The organism is Muricoccus harenae, from assembly GCF_009848505.1.
Taxonomy (GTDB): domain Bacteria; phylum Pseudomonadota; class Alphaproteobacteria; order Acetobacterales; family Acetobacteraceae; genus Roseomonas; species Roseomonas harenae.
In genome coordinates, this window is record NZ_WWDL01000019.1 from 89,182 (window position 1) to 106,511 (window position 17,330).

Annotated in this window: 12 protein-coding genes; 8 read left to right on the forward strand and 4 right to left on the reverse strand. The window is 68.4% G+C overall.

What is annotated here, in order from left to right; all coding sequences use genetic code 11:
* Positions 1-19: 19 nt before the first annotated feature.
* Both GSE44_RS14800 and GSE44_RS14805 read right to left on the reverse strand, forming a co-directional pair.
* Positions 20-1,018 (reverse strand): Bug family tripartite tricarboxylate transporter substrate binding protein, encoded by a 999-nt coding sequence (locus GSE44_RS14800; RefSeq protein WP_159349596.1) that lies wholly within the window; start codon positions 1,016-1,018, stop codon positions 20-22.
* A 145-nt stretch (positions 1,019-1,163) separates the two neighbouring features.
* Entirely contained in the window at positions 1,164-1,364 is a 201-nt protein-coding gene (locus GSE44_RS14805) for a hypothetical protein (RefSeq protein WP_159349597.1), read from the reverse strand.
* Between the two features lie 259 nt (positions 1,365-1,623).
* Here GSE44_RS14805 and GSE44_RS14810 point away from each other — a divergent pair, with 259 nt between their 5' ends.
* Positions 1,624-2,316 carry an HAD family hydrolase gene (locus GSE44_RS14810; RefSeq protein WP_159349598.1) on the forward strand — a complete coding sequence of 231 codons (693 nt, stop codon included), beginning with the start codon at positions 1,624-1,626 and terminating at the stop codon, positions 2,314-2,316.
* Between the two features lie 23 nt (positions 2,317-2,339).
* On the opposite strand, the gene GSE44_RS14815 is transcribed toward GSE44_RS14810, so the two are convergent.
* Positions 2,340-3,869, reverse strand: a complete 1,530-nt coding sequence (locus tag GSE44_RS14815; RefSeq protein WP_159349620.1) for a mannitol dehydrogenase family protein — start codon at positions 3,867-3,869, stop codon at positions 2,340-2,342.
* A 351-nt stretch (positions 3,870-4,220) separates the two neighbouring features.
* Positions 4,221-7,814, reverse strand: a complete 3,594-nt coding sequence (uca, locus tag GSE44_RS14820; RefSeq protein ID WP_159349599.1) for an urea carboxylase — start codon at positions 7,812-7,814, stop codon at positions 4,221-4,223.
* Positions 7,815-8,010: 196 nt separating this feature from the next.
* On the opposite strand from uca, the gene GSE44_RS14825 reads away from it, so the two are divergent.
* The 7 genes from GSE44_RS14825 to GSE44_RS14855 all read left to right on the forward strand — a co-directional run.
* On the forward strand, positions 8,011-9,000 hold the full coding sequence (locus GSE44_RS14825) for an ABC transporter ATP-binding protein (RefSeq protein WP_201306076.1): 990 nt from the start codon (positions 8,011-8,013) through the stop codon (positions 8,998-9,000).
* Positions 9,001-9,058: 58 nt separating this feature from the next.
* Positions 9,059-10,639, forward strand: coding sequence for an ABC transporter substrate-binding protein (locus GSE44_RS14830; RefSeq protein WP_159349600.1), 1,581 nt, complete (start codon positions 9,059-9,061; stop codon positions 10,637-10,639).
* Positions 10,639-11,577, forward strand: a complete 939-nt coding sequence (locus tag GSE44_RS14835) for an ABC transporter permease (protein WP_159349601.1) — start codon at positions 10,639-10,641, stop codon at positions 11,575-11,577. The genes GSE44_RS14830 and GSE44_RS14835 overlap by 1 nt, the downstream gene beginning before the upstream one ends.
* Positions 11,574-12,446 carry an ABC transporter permease gene (locus GSE44_RS14840; RefSeq protein ID WP_159349602.1) on the forward strand — a complete coding sequence of 291 codons (873 nt, stop codon included), beginning with the start codon at positions 11,574-11,576 and terminating at the stop codon, positions 12,444-12,446. The genes GSE44_RS14835 and GSE44_RS14840 overlap by 4 nt, the downstream gene beginning before the upstream one ends.
* Entirely contained in the window at positions 12,443-13,411 is a 969-nt protein-coding gene (locus GSE44_RS14845) for an ABC transporter ATP-binding protein (RefSeq protein ID WP_159349603.1), read from the forward strand. The genes GSE44_RS14840 and GSE44_RS14845 overlap by 4 nt, the downstream gene beginning before the upstream one ends.
* 66 nt (positions 13,412-13,477) lie before the next feature.
* Positions 13,478-16,312: a phosphoenolpyruvate carboxylase gene (locus tag GSE44_RS14850; RefSeq protein WP_159349604.1), complete on the forward strand. Its 2,835-nt coding sequence runs from the start codon at positions 13,478-13,480 to the stop codon at positions 16,310-16,312.
* Positions 16,313-16,366: 54 nt separating this feature from the next.
* The coding region (locus GSE44_RS14855; RefSeq protein WP_159349605.1) for an IS701 family transposase at positions 16,367-17,330 on the forward strand (964 nt) is incomplete at its 3' end.

Consider the following 17,330-nt stretch of genomic DNA (forward strand, 5'->3'; position numbering starts at 1 on the left):
CCGCCCGTGGCCAGGAGGTTCAGTCCAGCCGCAGCCCGATGCGCTCGACGATGCGCGAGTAGAGCATGAACTCGCGATCCAGGAAGGCGCGGGTGGAGGCGGGGGTGCTGTCCAGCATCGGCGTGGTGCCCGTGCTCTCCAGCCGCTCCCGCACGCGGGGTTCCGCCAGGGCGGCGTTAGCGGCCTTGCTGAGGGCCTGCGCGATGTCGTCCGGCAGGTCCTTGGGGCCTGCCATCACAGTCCAGGTGGTCAGCTCGTAATCGGGCAGGACGGCTTCGGCGACGGTGGGCACGTCGGGGAAGTTCGGGTCGCGCTTACGGGTGGTGACCGCCAGCAGGCGCAGCGCGCCATCACGCACCTGCCCCACCACGGAGCCGAGCTGGTCCACGGCATATAGGGTCTCTCCCTTAATAAGGGATTCGGCCGTCTGCGAGCCGCCGCGATAGGGCACGTGCTGGGCGCTGGTACCCGCCAGATTCGCCAGGTAGTCCGCCCCCAGATGCGACACGCCGCCGACGCCGGAGCTGGCATAGCCGATCCGCCCGGGCTCCGCCCGCAGCTTGTCCACCAGTTGCTGCAGACTGGTGATGCCGGAATTGGCGGGCACCACCACGGCCAGTGGGCTGGTGCCGACGATGGTGATCGGCGTGAAGTCCTTGGTGGGGTGGTAGCGCGCGGCGGCGGCACCGGAGGCCGGAGCGACAGCCATGGTGGAGGCCGAGCCGACCAGGAGCGTGTAGCCATCCGGCCGCGCGCGGCGGACGTAATCCGCGCCCAGGGCGCTGCCCGCGCCGGGCCGGTTCTCCACCAGGGCACGGCCCTCGGGGGTCAGCAGCGGTCCCATTCGGTCGGCGAGCAGGCGACCTGCCAAGTCGTTGGCGCCGCCTGGGGCGAAGGGAACAATGATGGTGATCGGCCGGTCCGGAAAAGCGGCCAGGGCCGGGCGGGCGAGGGAGAGCCCGGCGGCGGAAAGGGCGAGGGTGGCAGTTCGGCCGCCAAGGCCGCGTCGGGTAAGCATGGACCTGTCTCCTGGTCGGCCTCGTTCAGGGCCGGTTCGCCGCAGTTTGCGTCAGGGTGGAGGTTCCGTCACCCGCCGTGCGGCGTTCCGGTGGGATAATCCGGGTTCGCCCGAACTGGCTGACGAGGATGTTACGGCGCGAAGCTCAGGCGTCCCCGACCGTGACCGTCACCATCCCGGTTCCCTCGCAACTGGGGCAGGCCTTGCCCTCCAGCTTTCCGGAGCCGCCGCAGGCCGGGCAGTTGTTCTCCGCGGTCTGCCCTGCTTGAGGCTTGGTTTCATCGCCGGGGCGCGGCGTTCCCGATGCAGGCACGGGAACGGCATTGGGCGCTTGATCGTCTGACATGGGCGTTCTCCCGAGGGGTCTGGCTGGTCTGTGAACGCCAGCGGGCGAGGCGCCGTTGCGGCGCGAGGCTTGGCGCCATATTCCTCCCCCTGCCTATGCAACCGGGCTTGGCGCCCGTTCGGCGTAAACGGCAGCAGCGGATTGAAGAAGATCGCGTTCCCGCCTCGATCTTTAATGAGAGAGGCACCATCTGCCCCAAAATTTTGTCGGTGACCGCATTCATGCTTCAAGGCCGCCCTCATCCCGGAAAGGAGAGTTGATGACTGTCGACGCACAGGACACGCAACCGATCGAGGCCGTGATCTTCGACATGGACGGGCTTCTGCTCGACACCGAAACGCTGGCGATGGATGCGTTGGTCACTGCCGGCGACGCCCTTGGCTATGACATGCCACGCGAGTTCTGCCACCTTATGATTGGCGCACCCGCGGACCGCTGCCGCGCACTGGTCGTGGAGAAGTATGGCGCGGAGTTCCCGCTGGCCCGCTATTTCGAGACGCAGGAGGAACATCTCCGCGCCCTGGTCGATACCGGCAGGATGACGATGAAAAAGGGCGTGGTCGAGTTGCTGGACGATCTCGACAGGCGGGGCATCCGGCGTGCGATCGCCACCTCATCGAGCCGCGCACGCACGGAGCATCATCTCGGCCTCGTCGGCATCGCGCAGCGCTTCGCGCATATTGTGACGCGCGACGACGTTGCGCGCGGGAAGCCGAACCCTGATCCCTTCCTGAAGGCGGCCGAATTGCTCGGCGTCGCGCCCGCGGCCTGCCTGGTGCTCGAGGATTCCTACAATGGTGTCCGGGCCGCACATGCAGCGGGCATGCGGGTCATCATGGTGCCGGACCTGCTGGATCCCACTGAGGAGATGCGCGGGACGGCGCATCGCGTCGTGCAGGACCTACACGACGTGATCCGTTTCCTCGAGGAAAACGCCACGGCGACGGCCTGACGGGCCGCTACCCTGGCTGCCTCTCAGGCCGCCAGGGCAAGGCGCGACCGCACGACGTCGCGCACGGGATGCAGGTGCAGGTCACGCAGCGCCTGGGCAAGCTCCGCGACCACCTCGTCATGATTCGGTAGCTCCGGGCCGAACACCTCCTCGAGGCGAAGGAAAGATACCGCCTGGAGGGCATGGTCCTCACCGGTTTCCTCGCAAAGGTCCTTCATCTGGTCCTTGCTCGGGTCGATCAGATGCACCTGCGTGCCGCTCGTGTCACGCAGCGCGAAGCCGCGGATCCAGGCGGCGATGCCCAGGATCGTGCAGGGGCCGGTGCGCCCCGCCAGCAGGTTCTCGCGAAGTGGCCGCATGAGCCGTGTGGCCAGCTTCACCGAGCCGTTCCGCCCGACCCGCCCCACCTCGTGCCGGATGGCCGGATTGTGTAGCCGCTGCAGGAGTTGAGTGACATAGGCACGCCGCTCGGCGAGGTTGAAATCCACGGTCGGGCCCTGCTCCCGCAGCATGAAGGCCTCGGCGAACTGGCGGAACAGCGGATCCGCCACCGTGTCCGCAATGGTCCTGTAGCCGGCGAGGGCGCCGAGATAGGCCAGCAGCATATGCGTGCCGTTCAGCAGGCGCAGCTTGGCGACTTTAAAGGATTCGACATCGGCGACGAAGCGCGCGCCCGCCTCTTCCCAGAGTGGGCGTGGCCCATCGAACTCCTCGATGACCCATTGCAGGAAGGGCTCCACCGAAACCGGCGCGGCGTCGCGCAGGCCCAGGAGGCGCGCGGCATCACGGCGATCGGCGTCGGTGGTGGCGGGAACGATCCGGTCCACCATCGTGTTCGGGAAACGGACATTATACGCGATCCAGCCGGCAAGCTTGTCGTTTAGCAGGCCGGCGAAATCCAGCACCGCCTGGCGAAGCGTCCGGCCATTCGCGGAGACATTGTCGCAACTCAGGATGACCGGTGGAGGGCCCCCCTGACGCCGCACCCAATCCAGCCCGTAGGCAATGGTGCCGACGGCGCTTCTGGGGCGATCCGGATGGTTCAGGTCGTGCAGGATATCGGCGTGATCCACCTGCAGGCGCCCGCTTGAGGGTTCCAGAAGATGGCCCGCCGCCGTGATGGTGAGGGTGACAATCCGCGTCTCGGGATCCGCGATGCGGGCCGGCAGACCGCGCGGATCGGAAGGTCCATGCAGAACCTCGCGGAGGGAGCCCACGATCTCGGCCTTCAGGCCCGCCTCGCTCCGCTCGATCAGCGTGTAGAGTCCGTCCTGCGGCCGCAACTGGTCCGGCGTGGTCCGGCGCGTCATGCTGGCCGATGCGATGCCCCAGCGGTGTCCGTTCGCACCTTCCGCCTCGATGGCGCGCTGTGTCGCGATGGCCTGATGGCCACGGTGAAACGCGCCGCAGCCGAGATGCAGAATTCCCCGCCCAAGTGAGGCCGGATCAAAGCCCGGCCTTCGCACGCCAGGTGCAATGGCGCGGAGCGTTGCATGCGAAAGCCGGTTGAGCCTGGGTGAAAGATGGAAGTGGGCGATGGGGGAAGTCTGCATCGAATCCAGCACGCTATTCAGTATCTCCTTAACGCTGGGCCAGTGTAACCCTTTGGACTGTGGACGATCCCATGCCGCAACATCTGCCTTATTTTCGCCTAACTTAACGCAAGGTGCCGCGGAGCGCGAGGTGTTGCCGGTTCCACGCATGATGCGGCGCTGCCGCGCGTGGCGGAAACCTGCGGACCAAGACGTCCGACATAGTGCGATCATGCAAGATGATGTGCTGGGTGAAGCGCAGCATCGCCGCGCCTGTCACATCGTGGCATCGCGGCAATTTATCGTGACGCGCACCGTGGCATGCAAGCAAGCACGCATGCTTGCGGCGGCGATGATGAAGGAGCCGCTTCCTCAAGCTTGTTCCATGACCAGCAACGTCTCACCTGCTGCCACCGGATGCCCCTTGCGGCAGCGGATGCTACGGATGGTGCCACTGATGGGAGCCGAGATGCAAAGCTCGGTCTTCATCGCCTCCAGGATCACCACGGCATCTCCAGCCTCGACGGATTGGCCTTCCTCAACCAGCACCTTCCAAACGCTGCCATGAATATCGGCGGCCACTTTCTGCCCGTCCATCTCCACCTGCTCTGGCGCGTCCATCGCTTCGGCGGCAGGCTGCACATCCTCTTCCTTCCAGCGCGCCACCTCCTGCTCGAAGGCGATGGCCTGGCGGGCCTTGAAGGCGGCGATGCTGTCGGCCTCCCTAGCCAGGAAGGCCTCATGCGCGCCGAGGTCGAAAATCTCCTCATCGATCCGGATGGTGGCGCGGCCCTCGCGGAAGTCGTCGCGCAGGCGGTCGAGTTCCACCTCGCTCACCTCATCGAAGCGGACCTGATCGAAGAAGCGCAGCAGCCAGGGCTCGCCAGGCGCGAAGACATCGTTCTTCAGGAACTTGTTCCAGATCGGCAGGGTGCGGCCGACGAGTTGGTAGCCGCCCGGGCTGTCCATGCCATAGATGCACATATAGACGCCGCCGATGCCCACCGTGCCTTCCGCTGTGAAGGTGCGGGCTGGATTGTACTTGCTCGTCAGCAGCCGGTGCCGTGGATCGACGGGCACCGCGCAGGGTGCGCCGAGATAGACGTCGCCGAGGCCGAGCACCATGTAGCTTGCGGAGAAGATCGTGTCCTTCACCGCCTCACGGCTCTCCAGACCGTTGATGCGCTGGATGAAATCCACGTTGTTCGGCAACCAGGGCGCGCTGGGGCGCACTGTCTCGCGGTAGCGGTCCACGGCACCCAGTGTGGCACTGTCCTCGAAGGCCATGGGCAGGTGGATGACGCGGGTCTTCACCTTCATCGCCGCCGCGGGCGGCAGATTCGCTTCAAGGGCGATCAACGCATCGAGCAGGGCGCGCTGATGGAGGACACGGCTGTCGTAGTTGATCTGCAGGGAACGCACACCGGGTGAGAGTTCGAGAATGCCCGGCACCGGATCCGCCTTCAGCGCCTCCATCAGGGCATGCACGCGGAAACGGAAGCGCAGGTCGAGGATCGGCTGTCCGTATTCCAGCAGGATGTACCGGTCGCCGGCCTGGCGATAGGCAACCTCGGGGCGGTCGCCTTCCGGCGGCAGTTCGGCCAGCACGCAAGCGGAGACGGTGTTGGCGGGCTGCAGATCCGGAGCTGGCATCGGCACGGGATCAGGTGCCGTGAGAGAGAGGATGGCGGCGTCCTGCGCCTTCTCCAGTGCGAGGGCGGTGTCGAATGGGATAGGGCTGAAGCGGATACGGTCGCCGGGCTTGGCCTGGCCGACCTTCCACAGCTCTGCCTTGGCGATGGTCACAGGGCAGACGAAGCCGCCAAGGCTGGGGCCGTCGCGCGTCAGGATCACCGGCATGTCGCCGGTGAAGTTCACGCTGCCGAGCGCATACTCGCAGTCATGCACATTGGAAGGATGCAGCCCGGCCTCCCCGCCGTCGCTGCGCGTCCAGGAGGGCTTGGGACCGATCAGGCGAATGCCGAGGCGGTTGGAGTTGTAATGCACCTCCCAGGAGGCGGCGAAGAAGGTCTCGATGGATTCCGGCGTGAAGAAGTCCGGCGCGCCATGCGGGCCGTAGAGGACACCCACCTCCCATTCCGTCGTGTAGGAGGGGACCAGCGCGGCCGGAGCCGCGCCCGGGGCGGGAGCGGTGGCCGCAGGCCGGCCGAGGGGCAGCATGTCCCCCATGCGCAGGGTGCGCCCCGCATGGCCGCCGAACTGGCCCAGCACGAAGGTGGCACGGCTGCCGAGATAAAGCGGCACGTCGAAGCCGCCGCGAACGGCAAGATAGCTGCGGCAGCCCTTGGTGGCGCGGCCAATGGTCAGGACCTGCCCGGCCTTTACCGGCACCGGCTCCCACCAATCCACCTCCTCGCCATCCAGCGTGGCGGGGGCGGGTGCGCCGGTGAGGGCGATCAGCGCGTCCGTGTGGAAGCGCAGGGTGGGACCTGCCAGGGTGCATTCCAGCCCCGCCGCATCCGCGCCATTTCCAACGATGCGGTTGCCCAGGCGAAAGGCGAGATCGTCCATCGGACCGGAGGGCGGCACGCCGACATCCCAATGGCCGATACGACCCGGGCAGTCCTGCACGGTGGTGAAGGTGCCGGGCTCCAGCACCTCGGCCGCCATGGCATGGTAGGCGAAGCGGGAGAGGGCACGGGTGGAGACGTCCCCGGCCGCGAAATCGGGCGAGGCGACGACTTGCCGCAGATAGTCCAAATTCGTGGCGATGCCGCCGAGGCGTGTGGCATCCAGCGCCGCGCGCAGCCTGGCGAGCGCCTCGGGGCGGTTCGCGCCATGAACGATCAGCTTCGCCAGCATCGGGTCGTAGTAGGGGGAAACCTCGGTGCCGGGGGAAATCCAGCCATCCACGCGCGCATCGGTGGGAAAGGAGACCTCGGTCAGCGTGCCGGGGGAAGGCTGGAAGCCATGCGCAGGGTCCTCGGCATACAGGCGAACCTCGATGGAGGCACCTTTCGGCCTGGGCAGCACGTCCAGCGCGGGTGGTTCGCCGGCCGCGGTGCGGATCATCCACTCCACGAGATCGATGCCGAGGACGGCTTCCGTCACCGGATGCTCGACCTGCAGGCGCGTGTTGACCTCGAGGAAGTAGAACTCCTCGCGCGCGCGGTCATAAATGTATTCGACCGTGCCGGCGGAACGGTAGCCGACCACCTGACCAAGTCGCGCGGCGGATTCCAGCAGGTTGGCGCGCACTGCTTCGGGCAGGTTCGGGGCGGGGGTTTCCTCCACCACCTTCTGGTTGCGGCGCTGCAGGGAGCAGTCGCGCTCTCCCAGCGCGACAACCTTGCCGCGCCCATCGCCGAAGATCTGCACTTCGACATGCCGCGCATCGTCGATGCAGCGCTCAAGGAAGACGCCGCTGTCCTTGAAGAAGTTCTGTGCCAGCCGCTGCACAGCCTCCCAGGCTGCCTCCAGCTCCGTCGCATCGGCGCAGCGCGTCAGGCCGATCCCGCCGCCACCCGCCGTGCTCTTGAGCATCACCGGGAATCCGAGGCGCTCCGCCGCTGCCTGGGCTTCCCCGAGGCTACCGAGCAGGCCGGTGCCGGGGGTCAGCGGAACGCCGGCCTTCTCGGCCAGGGCGCGGGCGGCGTGCTTCAGGCCGAAGTCGCGCATCTGCGCCGGGGTCGGGCCGACGAAAGTGACGCCGGCCGCTTCGCAGGCCTCGGCGAAATCGGCGTTCTCGGCCAGGAAGCCATAGCCAGGGATCACCGCCTCCGCACCCTGGGCCTTCGCAGCGGCAATGATGAGATCGCTGCGCAGGTAGGTATCGGCGGCCGAGGCGCCAGGCAGTTCCACCGCCACATCTGCCGCGGCGACATGCGCGCTGTTGCGATCCACCATGGAATGGACGGCCACGCTGCGGATGCCCATGGACTTGAGCGTGCGGGCGATGCGGACGGCGATCTCGCCGCGATTGGCGATCAGGACGGTTTTGAACACGGGCGGCGAGGCTCCAGGCTCTTGGCGCGCTCGGGCCGCCCGTCTCGCGCAGGCCGGCACCCGGGCCGCAACCCGGTGCAGCAAGCCTCATGCCATGAATGGAAAACGCCGGTTCAACTCGTCCCGTGGCGTGACCGGCGCGGGGCTGCCGCATCACCGCACTTGACGCCGCCCTGGTTTTCGTGAGGCTCCTTCCATGAGCGAAGTGATCCATCGGCCGGCGCTGGAGGTCGAGGCGCTGCGGACCGAGTTCCGCATCAATGGTTCCTGGTACCCGGCCGTGGACGGAATTTCCCTCCGCGTGGCCCGGGATGAAACCCTCGCCGTGGTCGGGGAAAGCGGCTGCGGCAAGAGCGTCACGGCCCTGTCCATCATGGGGCTGGTGCAGGGGCCGGGCGGGCGTGTGGCCGGCGGGGCCATCCGGCTCGATGGCACCGATATCGCCGCCCTGCCTGAAGCGGCGAAGGAGAAGCTGCGCGGCGACCGCATCGGCATGGTCTTCCAGGAGCCGATGACCTCGCTGAACCCGGTGATGACGGTGGGTGACCAGGTGGCGGAGGTGCTGCGCATCCATCGCGGCCTGTCGCGCAAGGAGGCGCTGGAGCGTGCCCGGCTGCTTTTCGAGGAGGTGAAGATTCCCTCCGCCGCGCAGCGCCTGCGCGAGTTTCCGCACCAGTTCTCCGGCGGCATGCGGCAGCGGGTGATGATCGCACTGGCCGTGGCCTGCGATCCTGCCGTGCTGCTGGCGGATGAGCCGACCACCGCGCTGGATGTGACCATTCAGGCGCAGGTGCTCGGCCTCATGGATGACCTGAAGCGGCGCCACGGCATGGCCGTGGTCTTCATCACCCACAACATGGGCGTGGTGGCCCAGATCGCGGATCGGGTGGCGGTGATGTATGCGGGGCAGGTGGTGGAGGAGGCGCCGGTGAGGGCCGTCTTCGCCGATCCGGCACATCCCTACACCCGCGCCCTGTTTGCGGCGATTCCCCGGCTGGACCTCGCAGATCAGCATCTAGCCGCCATCCCTGGCCGGGTGCCGCCGCTGGATGCCATGCCGGCCGGTTGCCGCTTCGCGGCGCGCTGCCCCATGCGGCGGGATGGGTGTGAGCAGCCGCAGCATCTTTCATCCATTGCGCCGGGCCACGCTGTGCGCTGCCATGTCACGGCAGCTGCGCGGGCCTGATTGGTCCAGACGTGGAACAAGCCTTGCAGGGGCCAAGACGAAACAAGGGAGACTGGGGATGCGGTTGAGGACAATCCTTCGCGGCAGCCTTCTGGCGGGCGCCTTCGCGCTGGCCTCGGCCACCGTCCTGGCAGGCGGCGCTGCGGCCCAGACGGCCGTGGCCGGTCCGATGCTGCGGGTGGGCATCGCGGCGCAGGACATCGGGCGTATCGATCCGCATTTCGCCGTCTCCACGCCCGATCGCGTGCTGGTCGCCTGGATGTTCAACGGGCTGGTGCGCTTCAAGCCCGGCTCCATCGACCCCGCCGGGATCGAGCCGGATCTGGCCGAAAGCTGGGAGAGCAGCCCGGACGGCAAGACCTGGACCTTCCGCCTGCGAGAAGGCGTGCGCTTCCACGGCAATTACGGCGTGCTGACGGCCGATGACGTCGTCTTCTCGCTGAAGAAGGCGGCGAATGCGCAGAGCTCCGCCTTCTCCGCCGATTTCCGCGCCTTCGAGACGATCGAGGCGGTGGATCCGCGCACCGTGCGGATCATACTGAAGGAGAACGTGCCGAGCATGCTCGGCATCCTCACTGCCTATTCCGGCGGCTATATCGTCAGCAGGAAGGCGGTGGAGGAGCGCGGCGCCGACTTCACGCGGAACCCGATCGGCACCGGTCCCTTTGCCGTCGAGCGCGTGACGCCGAACCAGTCCGCCGAGCTGGTGGCGCATCAGGGCTATTTCCGCGGCACGCCGCAGATCACGCGCATCTCCTACCGCTTCATCCCCTCCGACGCCTCGCGCGACCTCGCCTTCCAGGCCAGGGAGCTGGACCTTAATTACGGCCGCTCCGACCAGACTTGGCTGAACCGCACGCGGCAGATCCCCAACACGGTGGTGGATGTGTTCGAGCCGGCAGAGCTGGCCATCCTCAACCTGAACACATCCATGCCGCCCTTCAACGACATCCGCGTGCGCCAGGCTGTGGCGCATGCCATCAACCGCCCCGAGCTGCGGCGCTGGCGCGGCAATGACGTGAGCCGCGAGGGGCAGAGCCTCGTGCCGCAAGGCTATCTCGGCTTCAGCAGGGATACCGGGCTGCTACAGCATGATGTCGCCCGCGCCCGCGCACTGCTGGCGGAGGCCGGCCACCCCAATGGTATCACCATCAAGGCCATCCATACGCAGCTGCCCGAGATGCTCTCGGCCATGCAGGTGGTGCAGCAGCAGCTCCGCCGCGCCGGCATCACGCTGGACCTGCAGGTGGTGGAGCATGCCACCTTCCATCAGCAGATCCGTCAGAATCTCTCGCCGCTGGTCTATTATGCGGCCGCCCGCTTCCCCGTGGCGGACATCTACCTGACGCAGTTCTACCATGGCCGCTCCATCGTCCAGACGCCGACGGCGGTGACCAACTTCTCCCATTGCAACATGGCGGACAGCCAGATCGACCGCGCCCGCGTCTCCACCGACATGGAGGAGCAGAAGCGGCTCTGGGCCGAGGCGCAGAAGATCCTGGTGAAAAATGTCTGCGGCGTGCCGCTGGTCGAGACGCTGCTGGTCTTCGCCCGGCGCGACAATCTCGACTATGGCTACGAGCTGAAGGGTAGCATGAGCCTCGGCCCGCTGATCACCGAGCAGACGCGGCTGCGCTGATGATCGGCTTCGTGGCGCGCCGCCTCCTGGCTGCGCTGCCCACATTGCTCGCCGTGCTGACGCTGGTGTTCCTGATCGTCCGGGTGATTCCGGGCGATCCGGCGCTGGTGATCCTGGGCGATCAGGCAACACCGGAGGCGGCCGCGGCGCTGCGAGGGCGGCTCGGCCTCGATCGGCCGCTGCTGACGCAGTATCTGGACTTCCTCTACTCCGCGCTGACCGGCGATTTCGGCCGCAGCCTCGTCACCAGCCGCCCGATCCTCGAGGAGGTGACGGCCGTGCTGCCGCATACGCTGGACCTCACCATCGCCTCGATGGTGATTGGGGTGGTGGTGGGCATCCCGGCCGGTATCGCGGCCGCCCTTCACCGCAACGGCTTCATCGACGTGGCCGCCCGGCTGCTTTCGCTGATCGGACTGTCCTTCCCGGTCTTCGTCTCGGGCATCTTCCTGCTTCTGGCCTTCGCACTGCACTGGCGGATCTTCCCGGTGATCGGCAATGCGGATCTGGCGGACCCGCTGGATCGTCTGCACAAGATGGCGCTGCCGGCGGCGACGCTGGGATTGGTGATGGCCGCCTATGTTACCCGCGTGACGCGCAGCGCCATGCTGCAATCCCTCAGCGAGGACTATATCCGCACCGCCCGCGCCAAGGGCGTGCCCTGGCGGCGCGTGGTCTGGGTGCATGGATTGCGCAATGCCTCCATTCCCGTGGTGACGGTGGTGGGGCTCTATGTCGGCATCCTGATCGGCAATTCCGTGCTGACCGAAATTGTCTTCAACCGCCCGGGCCTGGGCAAGATCATCGTCGGCGCGCTGAACCAGCGCGACTACACGATGCTGCAGGGGCTGATGGTGATCTACTGCTTCCTGATCGTGGTGGTGAACCTCGTGACCGACCTGCTCTATGGCGTTCTGGACCCAAGGGTGAAGGCGTGAGCGGCGCTGTTCTCCCGGCCCGGCGGGTCGGCGCCGTTTCCCGCGCCATCCGCAAGGCGCTGGCGAATCCCACGACGCTGATCGGGGCGCTGATCTGCCTTGCCATCGCCCTGGCGGCAATCTTCGCCCCCTGGCTCGCGCCTTTTGATCCGACGGAGCAGAACATCATCGACCGGCTGGCCTCCCCGGGCGGCGACTACCTGCTCGGCACGGACCAGTTCGGGCGTGACGTGCTGTCCCGCCTGCTTTGGGGCGCGCGGATCAGCCTGGTCGTCTCGCTGGGCGCCATCTCGGCCGCCGCGGTGGTGGGCGGCACCATCGGCATGGTCTCGGGCTATATCGGTGGGCGTTTCGACCTGTTCACCATGCAGGTGATGGATGTGCTGCTCTCCTTTCCCAGCCTGATCCTCGGACTGATCGTGGTGGCGCTGCTGGGGCCGGAGCTGGAGAATCTTGTTTTCGCCATCGCGCTCACGGCCGTCGCGCCCTTCGCCCGCATCGCGCGCGCGCCCACCCTGGCGCTGAAGGAAAGGGCCTTCGTCGAGGGCGGGCGGGCGCTCGGCTTCTCCCACACCCGGGTGCTGTTCCGGCATATCCTGCCCAACATCCTGCCGGAGGTGATGGTGATGGCCTCGCTCTGGCTCGCCACAGCCGTTCGGGTGGAGGCGTCGCTCTCCTTCATCGGCCTCGGCGTGAAGCCGCCGACCGCGACCTGGGGTGGCATGACGCGGGATGGGTTCGAGAACATCCTCGATGCTCCCTGGCTGGCCATCGCACCGGGCGTCGCCATCCTGCTGCTGGTGCTGGGGCTGAACATGGTGGGCGACGGGCTGCGCGACGCCACCGACCCGAAGCTGCGCGCCGAATGAGCGAGCCGCTTCTCCAGGTCGAGAACCTGACCAAGCATTTCAGCGTCACCCGCGGCTTCCCGAAGCGCGAGACGGTGACGGTGCGCGCGGTGGACGGCATCTCGTTCTCCATCCGCCCGGGCGAGGCGCTGGGGCTGGTCGGAGAATCCGGCTGCGGAAAATCCACGGCCGCCCGCGCCCTGCTGCGGCTGATCGAGCCTGATTCGGGCCGCGTCCTCTATCGGGGGCAGGACGTGACCGCGGCGAAGGGCACGGAATTGCGCGCCCTGCGCCGGCGCATGCAGATTGTCTTCCAGGACCCCTATTCCTCGCTCGACCCGCGCCAGACCATTGGCTCCGCGCTGATGGAGCCGCTTCGCCTGCACGGCATCGCCCGTGGCGCCGCCGGACGGAATCGCGCCGCCGCGCTGCTGGAAGAGGTGGGGCTGCCGGCCAATGCGCTCGACCGATACCCGCACGAATTCTCGGGCGGACAGCGGCAGCGTATCGGCATCGCACGCGCGCTGACCGTGGAGCCCGAGCTGATCGTGGCAGACGAGCCCGTCTCGGCGCTCGACGTCTCGGTCCAGGCGCAGGTGCTGTTGCTGTTGCGGGACCTGCAGAAGCGGCGCGGCCTTTCCTTCCTTTTCGTCTCGCACGACCTGTCGGTGGTGCGCTGGTTCTGCGACCGGGTGGCGGTGATGTATCTCGGCCGGATCATCGAGGAAGGGCCGGTCGGCCGCGTGCTGGCGGAACCGCTGCATCCCTATGCGCGGGTGCTCCGGGATGCCTCGCCGGTGCCGGACCCGGCACTTCGCGGGGCCTTGCCCCGGATCGTGGGGGAGTTGCCCTCGGCGGCGCGGCCGCCCTCAGGCTGCCATTTCCATCCGCGCTGCCCCGCCGCCCTGCCCCGGTGCCCCACGGTTTATCCGGGCTGGACGGCGATGGCGGAGGGGGGCGTCGCCTGCCATCTGCACAGTCGTTGAAGGCTGCCTTTTTCCCTGCTGCCCCGTTCTTGCATCACTTGGCTGCGGACAGACGGGAGATGAGGCATGGCAAGTGGTGGCAGATCCGACACGCCTCCCGACCTGCTGGCGCTGGCAGCGGCGGTCCGCGCCCAGGGGCGGGGGGATCCCTTCGCCACCCCAGCCCTGGCCATGGCGCTGACGCTGAGCCGCCGGCTGGATGATGGAGAGTTGGACCTGCCCATGCTGCGGGCTGCCCTCCGCCGGATCGGGGACCTTGCCTTTGCCGATCGCGCGGCCCGGCTATCCCGCAATGTCGGCGGCACCGATGCGGATGCCACCGACGCCGCGCTGATCGAGGTCGCCACCCGCACCGCGCGGCCCGATCCTGCCGATAGTCCCGTGCCCTTCGCCGCCTTCCGCGAGACTTGCGAGCGCCCACGGGCGGCGGCGGTGTTCACCGCCCATCCCACCTTCTCCCTGCCGCGTGGAACGAACCGGGCCTTGGCCGAGGCCGCCTGCGGCACGCCTGCGCCTCCCGGCCTGCCGCTCCGCCCCGTGCCCCCCGACCTGGAGGAGGAGTTCACCCAGGCGGCGGCCGCCATCGCGAATGGGCGGGATGCGCTGGACCGGCTGGCGGCTGCCTTCCTCGGCGTCGCGCGCGACACCTGGCCCGACCGGTGGCGCAGCCTGGTGCCCTGTCCGGTGATCCTCTCCTCCTGGGTTGGCTACGACACCGATGGACGCACGGATATCGGCTGGCACGACACGCTGCGGCTGCGGCTGCGCATGAAGGAGCTGGGGCTGGCGCGGCTGGAGGCGCAGATCGCCGCCATGCCATCGGAGGGGGCATCCGGAGGAGCGTCCGGAGTCACCGGGCCGCTGCGCGACCGGCTGGCCCTGGCGCTCGACGCCGTGCGCGCGCAGATCGCCGCCTGCCCGCCGCCGGGCCCGCCGGAGCCGGAGGCGGCGCAGCGTTTCGCGCTTCTTCTCGTGGGCCGGCGCGAGGATGCGCTGACCACGCAGGAGCCGCTGCTGGAGCTGTTCGGCAATGCCATCACCGCCGCGCCGGATGACCGCACGCGCCTCGGGCTTTGCGTCGCGCGGGCTGGGTTGGTGGCGCATGGGCTGTCCCTGGCGCACACCCATGTGCGGCTGAACTCCGCCCAGCTTCACAATGCCGCGCGGCTGCGCGCGCCGGATCTGGGCGGCGCACCGGGCGATGCCGCGCGTCGCCGTGCGCTGTTCGGCGCCATCAATGCCGCACTGGACGATGCCCGGCCGGAACCTGTCGACACGGGCGGGCTGCTGGCCGAATCCGCCAGTGCCATGCGGCTGATGATGACGGTCGCGCAGATCACGAAGCATGTGGATGCCTCCCAGCCCGTGCGCTTCCTCGTGGCGGAGACGGAGAGCGGCTTCACCCTGCTCGTTGCGCTGCTGCTGGCGCGGCTTTGCGGCGTCGAGCGGCATATCGAGATCAGCCCGTTGTTCGAGACGGCCGAGGCGCTGGAGCGGCGTGCCGAGCGGGTGATCGACGAGGCGCTGCGCTCGCCGCACTGGCGTGACTATCTGCGCGGCATCGGGCGCCTCTGCCTGCAGTTCGGTTACTCGGATTCCGGCCGCTATGTCGGCCAGCCGGCAGCGAGCCACCTCATCGAGCGGCTGAAGCTGCGCGTGGCCGACCTGCTGGCCCGCCATGGGCTCGGCGACCTTGAGGTCGTGCTCTTCGACACGCATGGCGAGGGGCTGGGGCGCGGCGGCCATCCGGACGGCCTTGCGGCGCGCTTCGACTATCTCGACCCGCCGGCGGTGCGCGCCGCCTTCGCGGCCCATGGCGTTCCGACGCGGCTGGAGACGAGCTTCCAGGGCGGCGACGGCTACCAGCTTTTCGGCACCCCGGCTCTGGCCCATGCGGTCATCGCGCGGATCGCGGAGCACGCCTTCGCGCCACCACCCGGTGAGGTGACGGACCCGGTCTATGCCGAGGCGGGCTTCGCAGCCGATCTTTTTGCCGGCATGCGCGTGGCCATGGCCGCGCTGGTGGAGGACCCGGGCTATGCCGGGCTGCTCGGCGGCTTCGGTCCCGCCCTGCTGGACCGCACCGGCTCCCGCCCCGCCGCCCGCCAGAGCGACACGGGCGGCCCCGCCACCATCCGCCACCCGCGGGAGTTGCGCGCGATCCCGAACAATGCCGTGCTGCAGCAGCTTGGTTTCCTGGCGAACCTCACCCATGGGTTGGGCGCGGGGGCCTCGCGCGAGCCGGAAGGCTTCGCGGAGCTGCTGCGGAAATCCCCGCGCTTCGCCGGGGCCATGGCCTTCGCCCGGGCCGGCCTGTCGCTCTCGGACCCGGACGTGCTGCGCGGCTATGTCGCCACTGTCGATCCTGGCATGTGGCTGGACCGCGCGGCCAAGGCGCGCAGCGCCGCCAATGCCACCACCCTCACCGCCGTGGCGGCGGCACTGGAGGAGCCCGGGCTGGGCGACCAGGTGCGCCGCGTCTTCCGCCACCTGCTGGCCGACGACAACGCCCTGCGCGCCGCCTGGCCCTCGGATGACGAGAGGCCACAGATGTCGGACCGGCTCTTTGCCGTGCATGCGTTGCGGCTGTTGCTGATCCAGCGGATCTGGATGCGCTCGGTGAACATGCCCGAATTCTCGCCGCGCCACGGGGTGACGCGGGACGGGTTGTTGCGCCGCCTGCTGCGCCTGGACGTGGAGGAAGCCGCGGCATTGCTGGACCAGGTCTTTCCCGCCCATGAGCCGCCCAGCGCCGCGCTGGATTACGGCGAGCCGCCGGCGCCCCGCTATGGCGGCTACGGGCGCGAGCATGCGGAGTTGATGGAGCCGTTGCGCGAACTCTTCGCCATGGTGCGGGAGGCAAGCGCCGTGGTGTCGCTCGAATGCGGGGCACACGGATAGTATTACTGTGTCATTTTACTCGGTCCTTCCTATATGTGGGTCATGGCGAGAGAGATGGAAGGGGCTGCGGGCCTTCGGCGCGGCGAGGCGCGGTTTGCAGCCTACTTGGGTGAGATCTCCGTGGTGTTGCGTCATGCCAGCCGGGCTGCGGCGGCGCGTGCCTACTGTACGGGGCTGCTGCTGCCGGGCGCCCGCAAGAGCGTGGAGCCCATGGCGGCCCGGATCGAGCCGGGACGCGTACAGGCCCGTCACCAGTCGCTCCACCACGTTGTGGCCAAGGCCGAGTGGGACGACGCGGCGCTGCTGGCTGCCGTGCGGCGTTCTGTGCTGCCCGCCCTCGAGCGCCACGGGCCGGTGCGGTACTGGATCATCGACGACACGGGTTTTCCGAAGCAGGGCGAGCACTCGGTCGGCGTCACGCGGCAGTACTGCGGCCAGCTTGGCAAGCAGGATAATTGCCAGGTTGCGGTGAGCCTTTCCGTCGCCAACGACCATGCCAGCCTGCCGATCGCCTATCAGCTCTACCTGCCCGAGACCTGGGCGGAAGACCGCGCACGGCGCGCCCGGGCGGGGGTGCCCGAAGAGATCGGGTTCCAGACCAAGCCCGAGATCGCACTGGCCCAGATCCGCACGGCCCAGGCCGAGGGTGTGCCGCCGGGCGTGGTGCTGGGCGATGCCGGTTACGGCGTCGAGACTGCCTTCCGGGCGGCCATTGCCGAGATGGGCCTGACCTATGTGCTGGGCGTGCAGTCATCGGCGAGCCTCTGGCCACCCGGCGAGGCGCCGCTGCCGGTGCCCTCTTATGGCGGGCGTGGCCGGCCACCCACCCGGGTCCGACGCACGCCAGGGCACCAACCGGCCTCGGCCAGGAAGCTCGCCGAAGGTCTGCCTGCGCGGGCCTGGCGGACCGTCACCTGGCGCGAGGGCAGCAGGACGGAGCTGACCTCCCGCTTTGCCGCACTGCGGGTGCGGCCTGCGCACCGTGATCAGAAGCGAAGCGAGCCCTGGCCGGAGGAGT